We start from the raw sequence: 15,889 nt of genomic DNA on the forward strand, positions 1-15,889 counted from the left end.
ATATCTGTGTTATAATTTGTTATGGTAATGATACTAATTGTGAGTGAGCGGATTTTTCGCTCACTCTTTTTAATGGAATTACGGATACAACTCTTAAGGAGGGAAATATGTGAGTAGTGTCGTTGAAACAGTGACAGAAATGGTCACACCGATTTTAGAGGAACAAAACTTCGAACTTGTTGAAGTGGAATTCGTGAAAGAAGGAAAAAGCTGGTTTTTACGAGTATTCATTGATAAAGAAGGCGGAATCGATATCGAGGAATGTGCCTTCGTCAGTGAGAAACTTAGCGAAAAATTAGACGCTGCCGATCCAGATCCTATTCCGCAGGCTTATTTTTTAGAGGTTTCATCTCCCGGCGCAGAACGTCCGCTGAAAAAAGAAGCAGATTATGAAAAAGCACTCGGTGACTATATCCATGTTTCTTTGTATCAGCCAATTGACGGCGAAAAACAATATGAAGGATTTTTACAGTCATTCGATAAAGAACAATTGACATTGAAGATTCGTATAAAAACACGGGAGAAAGAATTGACTTTCGACCGCAAGAATATTGCGAAAGCCCGCTTAGCTATTCAATTTTAATCACGGAAGGAATCAGAAAAATGAGTAAAGAAATGTTGAACGCGTTGGATGCCTTAGAAGCTGAAAAAGGTATCTCAAAGGAAATCGTGATCGACGCTTTGGAAGCTGCTCTCGTTTCTGCCTATAAACGTCATTACGGACAGGCACAAAACGTGGAAGTCGAATTTGATCAGAAAAAAGGAAACATCCATGTCTACGCAGTGAAAGAAGTTACGGAAGAAGTAATGGATTCGCAGTTAGAAGTCTCATTGAAAGATGCACTGCTAATCAACCCAGCATATGAGATGGGCGATAAGATCCGTTTTGAAGTAACACCAAAAGACTTTGGACGAATCGCTGCCCAAACAGCAAAACAAGTTATCATGCAACGTGTTCGTGAAGCAGAACGCAATATCATTTACGATGAGTTCAGCGCTTATGAAAAAGACATCATGCAAGGAATCGTCGAACGCCAAGACAAACGTTATATCTATGTGAACCTTGGAAAAATCGAAGCAGTTTTGTCAAAACAAGACCAAATGCCAAACGAATTCTACCAACCGCATGACCGCATCAAAGTCTATGTTTCAAGAGTAGAGAACACATCAAAAGGGCCGCAAGTTTTTGTAAGCCGCAGCCATCCAGATCTATTGCGTCGTTTATTCGAACAAGAAGTACCTGAAGTTTACGATGGTATCGTTGAGATCGTAAGTGTTGCTCGTGAAGCCGGCGACCGTTCAAAAGTGGCTGTCCGCTCAAATGATGCAAATATCGATGCAGTCGGCACATGTGTCGGACCAAAAGGACAACGTGTCCAAGCAATCGTCAATGAATTAAAAGGCGAAAACATGGATATCGTTGAATGGAATGAAGATCCAGCTGTCTTCATCACAAATGCTTTGAACCCAGCACAAGTCTTAGATGTTATCTTTGACGAACAAAATCCAAAAGCCTGCACAGTCGTTGTGCCGGATTACCAATTGTCTCTAGCAATCGGCAAACGCGGACAAAATGCTCGTCTAGCCGCAAAATTGACAAACCACAAAATCGACATCAAATCAGAATCAGACATGGAAGAATTCTATGCGAACAAGCAAAATGAAGCAGAAGTATCAGAAGTATCAGAAGTATCAGAAGAAGAAAGCCATGATGAAGCAATCATTACCTCTGATTTGACAGCTGATGAATATGAAACAATTGCTTTTGAAGATAACAAAGAGGAAACAGAAACAAATACAGATCAAGAAGCTTAATGGAGCAAGGAGGCAAAGAGATGAAAAAAAGGAAGATCCCTTTACGCAAATCTGTGGTTTCAGGTGAAATGAAGCCCAAAAAAGAGATGATTCGAATCACCCGTTCAAAAGAAGGGGAAGTTTCGATCGATCCGACTGGAAAGATGCCTGGACGAGGAGCGTATCTCGCTTTAGAGCCTGAAGAAGTCCAGCAAGCTTGGGATAAAAAGATTCTGGATCGTGTACTAGAAACCACACTGACAGATGAATTTTATCAAGAACTGTTAGAGTATGTGAGCCATCAAAAAGCTCGGAAAGAACTGTTCAACCAATGAATGAAGCCAACCGGTCAAAAGCCATGAATCTTTTAGGTCTAGCAATGCGAGCTGGCAAGCTCGTAACAGGCGAAGAGCTGACAGTAGCAGACATCCGCAAAAGCAAAACCAAATGTGTATTCGTTGCTGCAGATGCCAGCGAGAATACTCGGAAAAAAATAAAAGACAAAAGCTCCTACTATCAAGTCCCTTGCTACGATCTGTTTTCACAAATGGAACTCGCGCAAGCATTAGGCAAACCAAGGAAAGTCGTTGGGGTACTAGACAACGGATTTGCCAAGAAGATGAAGGAGTTAATTGAAGGTTAGGAAGGTGATTGCATGGGAAAAAAGAGAATCTATGAACTAGCAAAAGAACTCAATAAATCCAGTAAAGAAATCGTTGATCAAGCACAGCACCTAGGTATTGATGCCAAAAATCATATGGGTTCTCTTACAGGAGACGATGAGAAGAAGCTGCGCCAAGCTTTTGACAACAAAGCTGTTCAGAAACAAAACACTCAAAAGCCAAGCCAAAAACCAGTCAACCAGATAAAACCAGAGCATCAAAACACACAACAGAATAAAAAAAGCCGCAACTATCAAGAGCAGAAACGCGGTCAAGGGAGCGGTCAAGTGAACAAAGGAAAAAATCAAACACAAAACAATCAAGGGAAAACAACCCAAAGTAAAAATAATCAGCCAAACAAAAACACCCAAGCAAATAAACCAGCCAACAAGCCGGCGAATAAACCTGCAAACAAACCTGCCCAATCAAACAAAACAGGTCAAACTGCCCAAACTGGACAAGCAGGACAAAACAACCGCAGCAATCAATCTGGCGGTTCAAACAACCAAAAACGTAATAATAACAATCGTGGGAACTTCAACAATAACAACCGCAACAGATACAACAAAAAAGGGAAAAAAGGCAAACAGCAAACATCAAATAAACCTGCTGTACCGCCACGTAAATTCCGTGAACTACCTGATGTATTAGAATATACAGAAGGCATGAACGTTGCGGAAATCGCGAAAAAAATCCACCGCGAGCCAGCTGAGATCATCAAAAAACTCTTCATGCTTGGCGTAATGGTCAACCAAAACCAAGCATTGGATAAAGATACGATCGAGATCCTTGCAACAGACTACGGTATGGAAGCACAAGAAAAAGTACAAATCGACATTGCAGATATCGACAAATTCTTTGAAGCTGCAGAAGTTGATCCAGATAAATTGGTTTCTCGTCCGCCGGTTGTCACAATCATGGGACACGTCGACCACGGGAAAACAACATTGTTGGATACACTGCGTCATTCACGTGTAACAAGCGGAGAAGCTGGCGGAATCACTCAGCATATCGGTGCTTACCAAATCGACATCGATGGCAAACCAATCACTTTCTTAGATACACCAGGACATGCGGCCTTTACAAGTATGCGTGCCCGTGGAGCAAGTATCACAGATATCACGATTTTAGTTGTTGCCGCTGATGACGGTGTAATGCCTCAGACAATTGAAGCGATCAACCATGCGAAAGCAGCCAATGTTCCAATTATCGTTGCTGTTAATAAAATCGATAAACCAGGTGCAAACCCACAACATGTGATGCAAGAATTAAGTGAATACGAATTGATTCCAGAAGCATGGGGCGGAGAAACGATTTTTGTTGAGATCTCAGCGAAATTCGGCCAAAACATCGAAGAATTGCTTGAAATGATCCTATTAGTCGCAGAAGTAGAAGATCTAAAAGCAGATCCAACACAACGCGCAATCGGAACAGTTATCGAAGCACGTCTTGATAAAGGGAAAGGACCTGTGTCAACATTGCTTGTCCAAGAAGGAACATTGCATGTTGGTGACCCAATCGTTGTCGGTAATACGTATGGACGTGTCCGTGTAATGACAAACGATCTTGGCCGCCGCGATAAAGAAGCAGGACCAGCAACGCCAGTAGAAATCACTGGTTTGAACGATGTCCCTCAAGCAGGTGACCGTTTCGTAGTCTTCGAAGACGAAAAAACAGCACGTGCAGCAGGTGAAGAACGTGCAAAACGTGCGTTATTGGAAAATCGTGCTGCAAGCAGCCGTGTTACATTGGACAACTTGTTTGAAAGCTTGAAAGAAGGCGAGTTGAAAGAAGTCAACGTCATCATCAAAGCCGACGTTCAAGGTTCAGCAGAAGCATTAGCTGCTTCACTTAAGAAAATCGAAGTTGAAGGCGTGCGTGTGAAAATCGTCCATTCAGCTGTAGGTGCAATCAATGAAAGTGACGTAACACTTGCAGCAGCAAGTAATGCGATCATCATCGGATTTAACGTACGTCCTACACCTCAAGCAAAAGCGCAAGCAGAAGCTGAAGAAGTAGACATTCGTTTACACCGTATCATCTACAAAGCAATCGATGAAATCGAAACAGCGATGAAAGGAATGCTTGACCCAGAATACGAAGAAAAAATCACTGGTCAAATGATCGTACGTGAAACATTCAAAGTATCCAAAGTCGGCACAATCGCTGGTGCGTATGTAACAGAAGGCTATATCCGCAGAGACAGCGGTGTCCGTGTGATCCGTGACGGTATCGTTATCTATGAAGGCCAATTGGCAAGCTTGAAACGTTTCAAAGATGACGTGAAAGAAGTCAAAATGGGTTATGAATGCGGTGCTATGATCGAAAAATTCAATGACATCAAAGTTGACGATATCATTGAAGGCTTCGTGATGGAAGAAATCAAAAAAGACTAATATCTAAGGGAGGTTCCTCGATATGGCAAATTATCGCGACCGTCGAGTTGGTCAAGAAATCTTAAAAGAAGTCAATGCGATCCTGCGTAAAAAAGTAAGAGATCCTCGTGTGCAAGATGTAACGATCACTGATGTACATGTGACCGGCGATCTTCAACAAGCAACGATCTATTACAGCATCCTTTCTGACTTAGCGTCTGAAAAGAAAAAAGCGCAAGAAGGATTGGATAAAGCAAGCGGATTGATTCGCCGCGAATTAGGAAGTAAATTAAGTCTCTACAAGACACCTGAATTGACTTTCGAATTAGACGAGTCAGTCGGATATGGCAATCATATCGATGAATTGCTTCGCGACTTGAACAAAGACTAATCAAAAAGACTAATCAAAAAAGACTGCAACCCCTGTGAAAGCGGGGGATGTGGTCTTTTTTTGTTTTATTAAAATTTCTGTTAAAATTAGATATTTCAAAATTATTTATTCCGAAAAGTGGAAGAATAAGCAATAAAAAAACAGAAAACCTTATCAAACAGATAAAGCACTCTGTTCTTTTATACATTGCAAGTTGTTTAGCGGTAAATCATCCGCCGTAACACTTGGAGCAAGGAGTCAGACCACGAGCTAAAGCTTCGTCTAAAGTAGCTGGGGTATAAGTACCATTGCCGCATTTGTGTGTATGATATTTCGAACCAGTTGGCGTAACGTAAACAGTCTGTTCATTGTTTTGCTGTTCTAATTGCGCTTGTTCTTGTGCTAGCTGTGCTTCTGCCGCTTGTCTCGCTTGCTCTTGTGCAGCCGCTTCTTGCTGTCGTTGTGCCTCTGCTGCTTCATTCGCAGTAATTGTCGCGTTGATAGAGGCTAACCTGTTTGACAAATCTTGATTGCTTTCTGGCAGAGCTTGGACAGCGCTAGCTGCAACATTGTAGTTTTCTCTGGTAGGTGCTGCTTCCGCTTGTTGGACTGCCTGATTTGCTTCCGCTTTTTTTTGATTAATCTCAGCTTGTTTTTGTTCTTCTTCTTTTTGGCGGCTTTCCTCAAGTGCTTGCTGCTTTTCTTGTGCTTCTTTTTCTTGGCTTGCTGTTTCAGAGGTATCTGTGGACTCAATCGTAGTTTCTGTTGTTTCCGAAATCGTTGTTGTTGATTGAGAAGTGCTGTCTGCTGATTCAGCGGTTGAAGAAGCAGAACCGCATGCACTTAAAAGCAAACCAGCTGCCATCATCAATACCAATAATCTTTTCTTCATCTAAATTTCCTCCTCGGGTAAAAAGACAACGTTTTCATAAAGTAGTTTTCAATTATCTTTTTACTTGTTATAATAAAGTCGTAAAAAATGACTGCCGAGGAAACTTGGAAAAAAGACCTGTGTGGCTGCACAGGTCTTTTGTTTTACCAGAAAACGATTTATTTTTATTATATACTATCCGAGTTAAAAAAGCTTTTAATCTACATATTACTTCTTTATTTCACAGAACCCGAAGTAATCCCCTCGACATAATATTTTTGCATATAGATAAAGAGCAGAGTGATCGGGATCGCAATCAGGACACAGCCGGCAGTGAAGGCCATAAAGTAGGTATTCGCTGTCGATTTAGTCATCATCGAATATAACCCGATCGCAACAGTGTAATTTTTAACACTATCTCCCATGATGATCCGAGCAAAAATAAAATCCATCCACGGCACCATAAAAGCGATCATAGCAGTATAAACGATGATTGGTTTAGACAAAGGCAGCGTGATTTTCGTAAAAATCTGCCATTTGTTTGCGCCATCAAGCATAGCCGATTCATCTAACGCTAAAGGAATCGTGTCAAAGAATCCTTTTGCTACATAAAACGTAAGAGCTGCACCGGCAGAATAGACCAGTATCAATGCTAATAATGTTTGAGTAAGATCTAAGGCTTTTAGAATATAATAGATAGCGATCATACTCATAAAACCAGGAAACATATTTAAAACCAAAGCAAGTTTCAAGAAAGGCTGACGCAATTTGAAACGCAGGCGAGAAAGTGCATAAGCCATTGCAATCGTGATGAATGTCGATAAAAGACAAGTGACGACTGCAACAAAAAGGGTGTTAAAAAACCAGCGGACAAATGGATAACTGCCGGAAGCATCTGTCAAAAGTTTCGTATAATTATCTAATGTAAAACTTTTTGGGATGATGTAAGGAACAAACGCGCCGCCTTCCTCACGAAAACTTGTCAAAATAATCCAAAAAATCGGAAATAGCCAAATGATCGACAGAACGATCAAAATCGCGTAAATCAAAAGCTGTGTTTGTTTTTTACCATTGCGATAACTTTTCTTTTTTGTTGTTTCCATCTATTGCACCCCCTTGTAAGAATTCGTTCGAGTATAAGCAGCCAAACTAAAGATCGCTGATAGGATAAAGATCAAGATACCGATTACAGATGCTAGGTTGTAGTCCATTTTATTGACTGTCAGATTATATAACCAAGTAACTAATAGGTCAGTAGAACCTGCACCATAAAAGTTTGAATTTGTCGGTCCGCCGCCAGTTAAAAGGAAAATCACATTGAAATTATTGATATTTCCGATAAATTGCTGGATCAATGCAGGTGTCATCACAAATAAAATCTGCGGAAAAGTAATCGCGCGAAAGATTTGGAATTTGCTAGCGCCGTCGATTTCCGCTGCTTCGATTTGGTCACGATCCAAATTTTGGATAATCCCTGTAGAAACCAGCATAGTAGCAGGGATGCCGATCCACATATTGACAAAGATAACAGTGATTTTTGCATAAAGAGGATCAGTCAGGAAAGGAATTGCCCGCTCGATCCAGCCCCAATTTTCCAGCAACGTGTTGACTGGCCCAGCGTCATTCAGCAAATTACGCATGATAAGCAGTGAAACGAACTGCGGAACAGCCATCGTGATAACGAAAATCGTCCGCCACACTTTTTTGTATTTGATGCCTTTTGCGTTGATCAATAATGCAAGAATAATACCAAATAAGAAACAAGTAAGTGTCGCGAAAATCGCCCATGTTAATGTCCAGCCTAATACTGGAAAGAAAGTAGAAGCCATGTTTCCGGTGATCACATTTGCAAAGTTGCTGAAACCAACCCAAGTAAAAAGATTTTTCGGCGGCAAATGCTGATGATCATAATTTGTAAAAGCAATCGAAATCATGTACAAAAGAGGCAGGATAGTAAAGAATAACACACCTAAAAGCGGAATCGTCATCAACGTTGTATGGAACCGTTCATTGACTAAACTGACAAGATCATCTTTGAGTGTAGGGATCTTTGTACCTGCTTGTTTCAATTCGTAGATATTTCGTGCGCTTTTAAGATTGATTACATATAAAACAATTAGCAGAATACATACTAAAATAGCGGCAATCCCAAACAAAAGGATCAGCATGGAATTATCGCCAGCTTGAAGAATATCGATTCCCAGCGCTTCATCATAGATCAATCCTTGTTTATTTGTACCAAGCGTTTGGAGCATGGATAAGGCATGATAGCCGTTAATGACGAACCAAGTAATAAAACCGATTTGGGCACCTAAAAAAATCAGTCCTTTTACGATTTGTTTGTTGGCTAGGTTCGCTGCACCCATGATCAAAAAAGATAGTTTTTCAGGAATGCCGCCTTTTTTGAATAATTCTCTAAATGTGATGTGGTGTCTATCGTTTCGTTTGAACATCTGTCTTCACCTTACTTTCATTTTAAAAAAGAAAACACTGCTGTTTTTTAAACCCTTGTTCTCATCAGAATGAGATATGCTGAATCTAAGTAAAAAGTGTGTGGGGCTGTTCCAAGCCCCGCACACCATTTTTGCAAAATCAAACATTGTACTTTTGCTAAGAAAAGCTCAAAACAGCTTCCTTATTTAGAGATATCTTGGACAAGTTTATCTAAGCGGTCTGCATAATCAGAAGCTGGGATATTGCCTTTATAAACATCATTGATCACAGCATCCATTTGCGGCCAGAAAGAAACCATTTCCGGTAATTTAGGCATTACGACAGAGTGATCAGAATCAGACATTTCAATAACAGCTTGTGCAACTTCATCTGACTGTACTTTATCCGATTCTTGTACTTCTTTGTTTGAAGGGACAACACCGTTTTCTTCAAATTGGACTTCTTGTGTTTCTTTGTTACTTAAAAATTCAGCTAACGCCATCGCAGCTAGCGGCGATTTTGTTTGTTGGTTAACACCGTAAACTCTAACTCCTAAGAAAGCTTTCATTTGTTTTGCGCCGCTGCCGAAGTCGATGGTTGGATAAGCAGCTGCACCCATATTTTCTCCAAGTGCTTTTTCGACATCATTTTTTGACCAAGGTCCTGACAAGAAAGCATCTGTTTGACCAGATTGCAAGTTAGATAATGCGGACTCATTGGATTGGATAACGCCAGAATTTTCACGTTGTTTTGCGATCCATTCTAGAACTTGGACACCGTTTTCGTTATTGAAGTTTGTTCCTTGCAAATCCTCGCCATTTTCGCCGTATAAGACATCGCCGTTACTCATGAAAAGAGGAGTGAAGATATAGTTTGCACCTTCTTCCGCGAAGTTTGTGCCTAGTTTTCCTTTAGAAGTTAAGGTTTCCCAAGATTTGATATCGTCTTCTGAAAGGGTCGATTTATTGTAGTAAAGAACTTGTGATTCAACACCATAAGGATAGCCGTAAATACGATCTTTCCAAGTAACAGCTTCAACAGAGGTATCGACATTTTCTTCTTTGATCGTTTCGACTTGTTTTGTTCCGATTGGATAAAGAAGTCCGGCTTCAGCCATTTGACCAATTTGATCATGCGGCATCATAAAAACATCTGCTGCTTTTTCCGGATCTTTTGAAACATCTGCTTTTGCATCAGCAGAAGAACCGGCTTTCACTGTTACTTTTACGTCTGGATACTTTTCTTCAAATTTTTCGACTTGTCCTTTGATCGTTTCCATATGTTCAGTATCTATCCAAAGGTTCAAATCTCCTTTGACTTCCGCTGATGAACTTGTAGAAGGCTCCGCAGCACTGTCATTTTCGCTGCTGCCGCAAGCTGCAAAGGCTAGGGCGGTCATACCTAACACTCCGCCGCTGATAATCAATCTTTTCCAATTTGTTTTCATTTCTTTTCCTCCTAGAAATATAATGATTCCGCTTACATGTATATTATGCAACCGATTGCGCAAATAGTCAACGATGTTTTGTTCTGCTTTTATTTTTATAACAAAGATCTGTAGTATAGAAAGGACAAAAAAGTTAAAAAGACTATATTGTACTAGTCATTTTGGATGGGCTAAAAGTGGGCAGAAATAAGGTTTGTTCGTTGAAATAGAAACATCTAATGTAGAGTAAGAAAATAACAAAACTTTTTTCTTATATAAAGATTGCAGCACGTACTTTTTCTCTCTTTTAAAGAGACCATGAGAATCAGGGAGAGAAATGGTTTATACCAATAGCAAAGCATTTGATGATTTTTGTTGGTATTTTTTCAAAGTTTCTTTTATTTATAAAATGTAAAGCAACCGGTTGCGAAAAATGTGTTGAAAACGGTTTTTTGTTGTGCCATAATGAACACGACTTGACTATAAAGAAAAGAGGTTTGAGAAAAATGATTATTTCAGCAATCTATCATCGTCCAGACAGCGAATACGCTTATTTGTATAAAAAAGATTTGATGCATGTGCGTATACGAACAGCAAAAGGAGATGTGGTACAAGCTGCTTTGATCCATGGTGATCCGTATACTATTCATCAAGAGAATTGGTTTGAAAAAGCAACGGAAATGAAAAAATATCTATCTACTGAACTTCATGATTACTGGATCATAGAGCTTACTGAGCCGTTTCGTCGGATGGCATATGGTTTTCGTTTAACTGGGGAAGACGGTACAACTATTTTTTATGGCGATCGAGGAGTGTTTCCAGATGAACAGATGTATTTGGAAATGGCTAATAATTATTTCCGTGTTCCTTATTTTCATGAAATTGATCGTTTTAAGGCGCCAAAATGGGTAAAACAAACGATTTGGTATCAGATTTTTCCTGAACGATTTGCGAATGGCGACCCTGAAAATGATCCAGAAGATACCTTGGCGTGGGGATCAAAGAATCCAGACAGACAAGATTTTTTCGGCGGAGATCTTCAAGGTGTGCTTGATCATTTAGATCATTTTACTGACCTTGGTATCAATGGCTTATATTTTTGTCCGGTTTTTACAGCAACTTCCAACCACAAATATGACACAATCGATTATTTCGACATTGATCCGGCTTTTGGCGATAAAGAATTATTCAAGAAACTTGTCACAGAATGTCATAAAAAAGGAATCAAAGTGATGCTTGATGCAGTCTTTAATCACATGGGCGACTTTTCACCTCAATGGCTGGATGTCGTAGAAAACGGAGCCGATTCTCCTTACGCCGAATGGTTCCATATCCATGAATTTCCTGTTTCTTATAAAGAAGGAAAAGATTTTGAAGAAGCACAAAATATTACGTATGATGTGTTTGCCTTTACGCCTCACATGCCTAAATTGAATACAGCCAATCCAGAAGTACAAGAATACTTGTTGTCGATTGCTCGTTATTGGATTGAAGAATTTGATATCGATGCTTGGCGTTTAGATGTAGCGAACGAAGTAGACCATCATTTTTGGAAGAAATTCCGCCAAGTGTGTGATGAAACGAAAAAAGATTTTTATATTTTAGGAGAAATCTGGCATTCTTCTCAAAGCTGGCTTCAAGGAGACGAATTTAATGCAGTCATGAATTATGCCTATACAGATGCAATCATGGAGTATTTTGTTAAAGGAAAAATAACGATGGAAAAAATGATCTCGGAAATCAATAGTCAATTGATGATGTATCGAGATCAAACTAACCAGATGCAATTCAATGTCCTGGATTCTCATGACACGCCTCGCTTGCTGACAGAAGCAAAAGACGATAAAGTGTTAGTACAGCAAGTGTTAGCGTTTGCGTATCTGCAGCCGGGAGTGCCATGTATCTATTATGGAGATGAATTTGGGATGACAGGGGGAATGGACCCGGACTGCCGTAAATGTATGGTATGGGAACCAGAACAACAAGATCAAGAACTCTACAGCTATTTCAAACGATTGAACAACTTCAGAAAAAAATATCAAGAAATCTTATCTGAAGGTCAAGTTGAATGGCAAACAGCGGAAGAAAAAAACGGCTTGATTATCTTTACACGAAAAACATCTGTCGGACAAGTAACAGGATACTTCAACACAGGAAAAGAAAATCAGTCGATTAAAATCGAAGGAACCATTCAACTTAAAAGTTTTGTGCAAAAACAAGGAGAGAACATCGAGTTAGCACCAAAAGGATTTGTGATTGCAAGTGTGGAAAAAAGTGAGGAGCAGGGGTGAGTTCTTATATGGACTCAAAGCAAAGCGCTGAGTTTACAACCTTAATAAACGGTGTTCACAGCATTGCTTCTTCGGAATTAAGTTCAAAAAAGCGAAAAACATGAAAAGCTGTTTTTACTTTTTTGTCCTTAATTCTTGAAGCAGAACATGCTGTTCACAACCTCTAAAAACGGTGTTCAAGAACCAACTCCTTCGGCATTAACTCGAAATTTCGTAAAACATGAGAAGCTATTTTACGAAATTCCTCTTTAATGCTCGGAGCTGAACGGTTCTTTCACAACCTCTACAGAAAGGAGTTTATTCTTTGAAAAAACTTTGGTGGCAAGACATTGTCGTTTATCAAATCTACCCTCGCAGTTTTATGGACACAAATGATGATGGTATTGGTGATTTGCGAGGGATTATTGAAAAATTAGATTATTTAGAAAAACTTGGTATTGGCGCAATTTGGCTTTCCCCAGTTTATGAATCGCCGAATGACGACAACGGATATGATATTTCTGATTATGAATCAATCATGGCTGAATTCGGAACGATGGCAGACATGGAGGAACTTATTGACGAAGCGAAGAAAAGAGACATTGCGATTATTATGGATTTGGTGGTAAACCATACATCGGATGAACATCAGTGGTTTATTGAAGCAAAAAAAGGAAAAGACCAGCCGTTTCGTGACTATTACGTCTGGGCAGATCCTCAGCCTGATGGTTCGGCACCAAATAACTTAACTTCGATTTTTTCCGGTCCTGCATGGGAATACGATGAAACAAGCGGTCAATATTACTTGCATCTTTTTAGTAAAAAACAGCCGGATCTGAATTGGGCGAATGAAGAAGTACGACAAGCAGTCTATAAAATGATGAATTTTTGGATCGATAAAGGGATTGGCGGTTTCCGCATGGATGTCATCGATTTGATTGGCAAGATCCCGTCCGAAAAAATAACAGGTAATGGTCCAAAACTCCATGAATATCTGCAAGAAATGAATCAAGCAACATTTGGCGAAAAAAATCTTCTGACCGTAGGCGAAACATGGGGCGCATCTCCAGAACATGCCAAGCTGTATTCGAATCCGAAACGTCAAGAATTAAGCATGGTATTTCAATTTGAGCATGTCGGTTTAGATGAAGAACCAGGGAAAAGCAAATGGGATCTAAGGAAATTATCCTTGCGGGAATTGAAAGAAGTTTTTAAAAAATGGCAAGTAGAATTGGCGGATGAAGGATGGAATTCTTTGTTTTGGAATAACCATGATTTGCCAAGAATCATTTCACGTTGGGGCAATGACCACGAATACCGCGTACAAAGCGGAAAATTATTGGCTATTTTATTGCATATGATGAAAGGGACGCCTTATATTTATCAGGGAGAAGAAATCGGCATGATCAATCCAGTCGTTTATGATATCAGCGAAGTGACAGACATCGAAAGCCGCAATTTTTATGCAGAACGTTTGGCGCAAGGATGGGAACCTGAACAATTGATCGAGGCCATCAATACCAAAGGCAGAGACAACGGACGGACACCGATGCAATGGTCAGATGAAGAACAAGCCGGGTTTACTAAAGGAACACCTTGGATCACTGTTCATCCAGATTACAAAGAAATCAACGTCAAAGCCGCTTTGGAAGATCCAAATTCACTATTTTATACGTACCAAAAATTGATCCAATTGCGTAAGGAAAACCAAATCATGGTGTGGGGAACATTTGAATTATTGGAAACAGAAGAGGAAATTTTTGCCTTTTATCGGAAGTATGAAGGCGAAACATGGCTGATCGTCAATAATTTTTCTAACGAAGCTCGTGCATTCTCTTTACCAGAAAAGAAACCAGCAGAAACAATTATCCAAAATTATCCAGGAAACATCACGACGCTAAAAGAACGTGTGCTGCAGCCGTGGGAATCCTTTGTTGTGAAAGTGGTGGAACGATGAAAAAAACATGGTGGGAAAATGTCGTAGGTTATCAGATTTATCCTCGAAGTTTTAAAGACACAAATGGAGATGGTATCGGGGATCTCAAAGGTGTTATAGAAAAATTACCTTATCTGAAAGAATTAGGTATCGATTTTATTTGGCTGAATCCAGTTTATCCGTCACCAAATGTAGATAACGGATACGACATCTCAGATTATCAAGATATCCAAGAAGAATTTGGAACACTAGCTGATTTTAAAGAATTATTGAAAAAAGCACATGATTCTGGCATCAAAATCATCATGGATTTGGTGGTGAACCATACCAGCGATCAACATCCGTGGTTTATTGAAAGCCGCAAATCAAAAGATAATCCATACAGAGACTATTATCATTGGCATGATGCTGAAGCAGATCGTCCGCCTAATGAGTGGCAAAGCTTTTTTGGCGGCTCGGCTTGGACGTTTGACGAAAAAACAAAGCAGTCTTATCTCCATGCATTTGCGCCCGAACAACCTGATTTAAATTGGAAAAATCCTAAAGTAAGAGAAGAAATCCACCAAATGATCCGCTGGTGGCTGGATATGGGGATCGACGGTTTTCGTTTAGATGCAATCAGTCATATCCAAAAAGAACCCTGGGAATTTCGAATTGAAGATAATCCATGGGCGCCCTTTATGAATGTTGAAGGAATTGAAGAATATATGCTGGAATTACGCGATATTTTCAATGAATATCCTATTATGACAGTCGGAGAAGCAAGTGGCGTATCCAGCAATAAAGCCTCGGCTTGGACATGTCCAGGTGAAAAAGGCTACATCGATATGATTTTTGAATTGGAACATCAAGTAAAGGAAGGCAAACCAGGAGAGGAACGAATCAATCTTTTAGGATTTAAAACAGTGCTTGCACGTTGGCAAAAAGATTTGGAAACCAATGGCTGGAATGCCCTTTACGTTGAAAATCATGATAATCCGCGGATCAACTCGATTTTAGGAAATGAAACGGCAAAATCAGCGAAAGCAATTGGGCTTATTTACTTCTTCTTAAAAGGAACACCATTTATTTATCAAGGACAAGAGCTCGGAATGACGAACTACCCCTTTACTTCTATTGATGAAGTGGATGCAAGTGATTCGCACAACCGGTATGAAATTCTTTTGAAAGAAGGCCATTCGAAAGAAGAAGCTTTAGCGCGTGTGACACATTGGACGCGAGATCATTCCCGGACGCCGATGCAATGGACAGCGGAAAAAACAGGCGGATTCACAACTGGAAAACCATGGTTGACAATCAATCCAAATACAGCAGAAATAAATGCTGAAGCGCAGAAAAAAGAAGCAGATTCTGTGTGGCATTTTTATCAGGAAATGATCAAGATAAGAAAACAGGAATCCGCTTTTGCTCATGGGACATTTGATTTGATACTTGGAGATGACCCTGATATTTTTGCGTATTTACGCCGTTATGAAAATCAAGTATTCCTAGTACTAGCGAATATCAGCGGAAAAGAACGAAAAATTGTCCTGCATGAAGAATCGGTAAAGCAGGATTGGCAACTTATCCTAAGCAATACGGGATCAAAAACCATCGCTAAGAAAATGACGCTTGCTCCGTATGATGCCTTGTTATTCAAGGCTGTTTCAGCGACCCGCCAGGAAACTCCGAAACAGTCTTGTTAATCCAATAGACAAAACAAGAGAATTGTCTTTTCAACCTTGCAGTTTGATTCGATTGACTTTATGATAA

The 15,889-nt window shown here is 39.9% G+C and carries 13 protein-coding genes; 9 read left to right on the forward strand and 4 right to left on the reverse strand.

Features of this window, described 5'->3' with window-relative positions; genetic code table 11:
* Window positions 1-109: 109 nt before the first annotated feature.
* Genes rimP through rbfA form a run of 6 tightly spaced genes read left to right on the forward strand, consistent with a single transcriptional unit; the run spans window position 110 to window position 5,222 of the window.
* Entirely contained in the window at window positions 110-583 is a 474-nt protein-coding gene (rimP, locus tag IGI64_RS05015) for a ribosome maturation factor RimP (protein ID WP_016625399.1), read from the forward strand.
* Between the two features lie 20 nt (window positions 584-603).
* On the forward strand, window positions 604-1,815 hold the full coding sequence (nusA, locus tag IGI64_RS05020; RefSeq protein ID WP_429939691.1) for a transcription termination factor NusA: 1,212 nt from the start codon (window positions 604-606) through the stop codon (window positions 1,813-1,815).
* Between the two features lie 20 nt (window positions 1,816-1,835).
* Window positions 1,836-2,129 carry an RNase P modulator RnpM gene (rnpM, locus tag IGI64_RS05025; RefSeq protein ID WP_034863148.1) on the forward strand — a complete coding sequence of 98 codons (294 nt, stop codon included), beginning with the start codon at window positions 1,836-1,838 and terminating at the stop codon, window positions 2,127-2,129.
* Window positions 2,126-2,437 (forward strand): YlxQ-related RNA-binding protein, encoded by a 312-nt coding sequence (locus IGI64_RS05030; protein WP_016625396.1) that lies wholly within the window; start codon window positions 2,126-2,128, stop codon window positions 2,435-2,437. Before rnpM ends, IGI64_RS05030 begins: the two co-directional genes overlap by 4 nt.
* A 12-nt stretch (window positions 2,438-2,449) precedes the next feature.
* Window positions 2,450-4,852 carry a translation initiation factor IF-2 gene (gene infB, locus IGI64_RS05035; protein WP_429939694.1) on the forward strand — a complete coding sequence of 801 codons (2,403 nt, stop codon included), beginning with the start codon at window positions 2,450-2,452 and terminating at the stop codon, window positions 4,850-4,852.
* A 22-nt stretch (window positions 4,853-4,874) separates the two neighbouring features.
* Window positions 4,875-5,222, forward strand: a complete 348-nt coding sequence (rbfA, locus tag IGI64_RS05040; protein WP_016625394.1) for a 30S ribosome-binding factor RbfA — start codon at window positions 4,875-4,877, stop codon at window positions 5,220-5,222.
* 208 nt (window positions 5,223-5,430) lie between these two features.
* Here rbfA and IGI64_RS05045 read toward each other — a convergent pair whose 3' ends face one another.
* The 4 genes from IGI64_RS05045 to IGI64_RS05060 form a co-directional block, all read right to left on the reverse strand.
* Complete coding sequence (locus tag IGI64_RS05045; RefSeq protein WP_429939696.1) at window positions 5,431-6,093, reverse strand: hypothetical protein; 663 nt, start codon at window positions 6,091-6,093, stop codon at window positions 5,431-5,433.
* Window positions 6,094-6,308: 215 nt separating this feature from the next.
* The gene (locus tag IGI64_RS05050) at window positions 6,309-7,175 is read right to left on the reverse strand and encodes a sugar ABC transporter permease (RefSeq protein ID WP_016625391.1); all 867 of its coding nucleotides are present in this window, start codon (window positions 7,173-7,175) and stop codon (window positions 6,309-6,311) included.
* On the reverse strand, window positions 7,176-8,525 hold the full coding sequence (locus tag IGI64_RS05055; protein ID WP_429939698.1) for a carbohydrate ABC transporter permease: 1,350 nt from the start codon (window positions 8,523-8,525) through the stop codon (window positions 7,176-7,178).
* A 182-nt stretch (window positions 8,526-8,707) separates the two neighbouring features.
* Window positions 8,708-9,952 carry an extracellular solute-binding protein gene (locus tag IGI64_RS05060; protein WP_429939700.1) on the reverse strand — a complete coding sequence of 415 codons (1,245 nt, stop codon included), beginning with the start codon at window positions 9,950-9,952 and terminating at the stop codon, window positions 8,708-8,710.
* Between the two features lie 485 nt (window positions 9,953-10,437).
* On the opposite strand from IGI64_RS05060, the gene IGI64_RS05065 reads away from it, so the two are divergent.
* From IGI64_RS05065 to IGI64_RS05075, 3 genes are all read left to right on the forward strand, one after another.
* On the forward strand, window positions 10,438-12,222 hold the full coding sequence (locus IGI64_RS05065) for a glycoside hydrolase family 13 protein (protein WP_429939702.1): 1,785 nt from the start codon (window positions 10,438-10,440) through the stop codon (window positions 12,220-12,222).
* 361 nt (window positions 12,223-12,583) lie between these two features.
* A complete protein-coding gene (locus IGI64_RS05070; protein ID WP_429940755.1) occupies window positions 12,584-14,158 on the forward strand; it encodes a glycoside hydrolase family 13 protein in 1,575 nt (524 codons plus the stop codon).
* The gene (locus tag IGI64_RS05075) at window positions 14,155-15,822 is read left to right on the forward strand and encodes a glycoside hydrolase family 13 protein (protein WP_429939704.1); all 1,668 of its coding nucleotides are present in this window, start codon (window positions 14,155-14,157) and stop codon (window positions 15,820-15,822) included. Before IGI64_RS05070 ends, IGI64_RS05075 begins: the two co-directional genes overlap by 4 nt.
* Window positions 15,823-15,889 lie beyond the last annotated feature (67 nt).

This window comes from Enterococcus sp. DIV0210g (genome assembly GCF_050559705.1).
Classification (GTDB): domain Bacteria; phylum Bacillota; class Bacilli; order Lactobacillales; family Enterococcaceae; genus Enterococcus_B; species Enterococcus_B faecalis_A.

Coding starts and splice junctions, on each gene's coding strand:
- IGI64_RS05045 (WP_429939696.1), bottom strand. CDS start 6,093: ATGAAGAAAAGATTATTGGTATTGATGATGGCAGCTGGTTTGCTTTTA.
- IGI64_RS05050 (WP_016625391.1), bottom strand. CDS start 7,175: ATGGAAACAACAAAAAAGAAAAGTTATCGCAATGGTAAAAAACAAACA.
- nusA (WP_429939691.1), top strand. CDS start 604: ATGAGTAAAGAAATGTTGAACGCGTTGGATGCCTTAGAAGCTGAAAAA.
- infB (WP_429939694.1), top strand. CDS start 2,450: ATGGGAAAAAAGAGAATCTATGAACTAGCAAAAGAACTCAATAAATCC.
- rnpM (WP_034863148.1), top strand. CDS start 1,836: ATGAAAAAAAGGAAGATCCCTTTACGCAAATCTGTGGTTTCAGGTGAA.
- IGI64_RS05075 (WP_429939704.1), top strand. CDS start 14,155: ATGAAAAAAACATGGTGGGAAAATGTCGTAGGTTATCAGATTTATCCT.
- rbfA (WP_016625394.1), top strand. CDS start 4,875: ATGGCAAATTATCGCGACCGTCGAGTTGGTCAAGAAATCTTAAAAGAA.
- IGI64_RS05030 (WP_016625396.1), top strand. CDS start 2,126: ATGAATGAAGCCAACCGGTCAAAAGCCATGAATCTTTTAGGTCTAGCA.
- IGI64_RS05065 (WP_429939702.1), top strand. CDS start 10,438: ATGATTATTTCAGCAATCTATCATCGTCCAGACAGCGAATACGCTTAT.
- IGI64_RS05060 (WP_429939700.1), bottom strand. CDS start 9,952: ATGAAAACAAATTGGAAAAGATTGATTATCAGCGGCGGAGTGTTAGGT.
- IGI64_RS05070 (WP_429940755.1), top strand. CDS start 12,584: ATGGACACAAATGATGATGGTATTGGTGATTTGCGAGGGATTATTGAA.
- IGI64_RS05055 (WP_429939698.1), bottom strand. CDS start 8,525: ATGTTCAAACGAAACGATAGACACCACATCACATTTAGAGAATTATTC.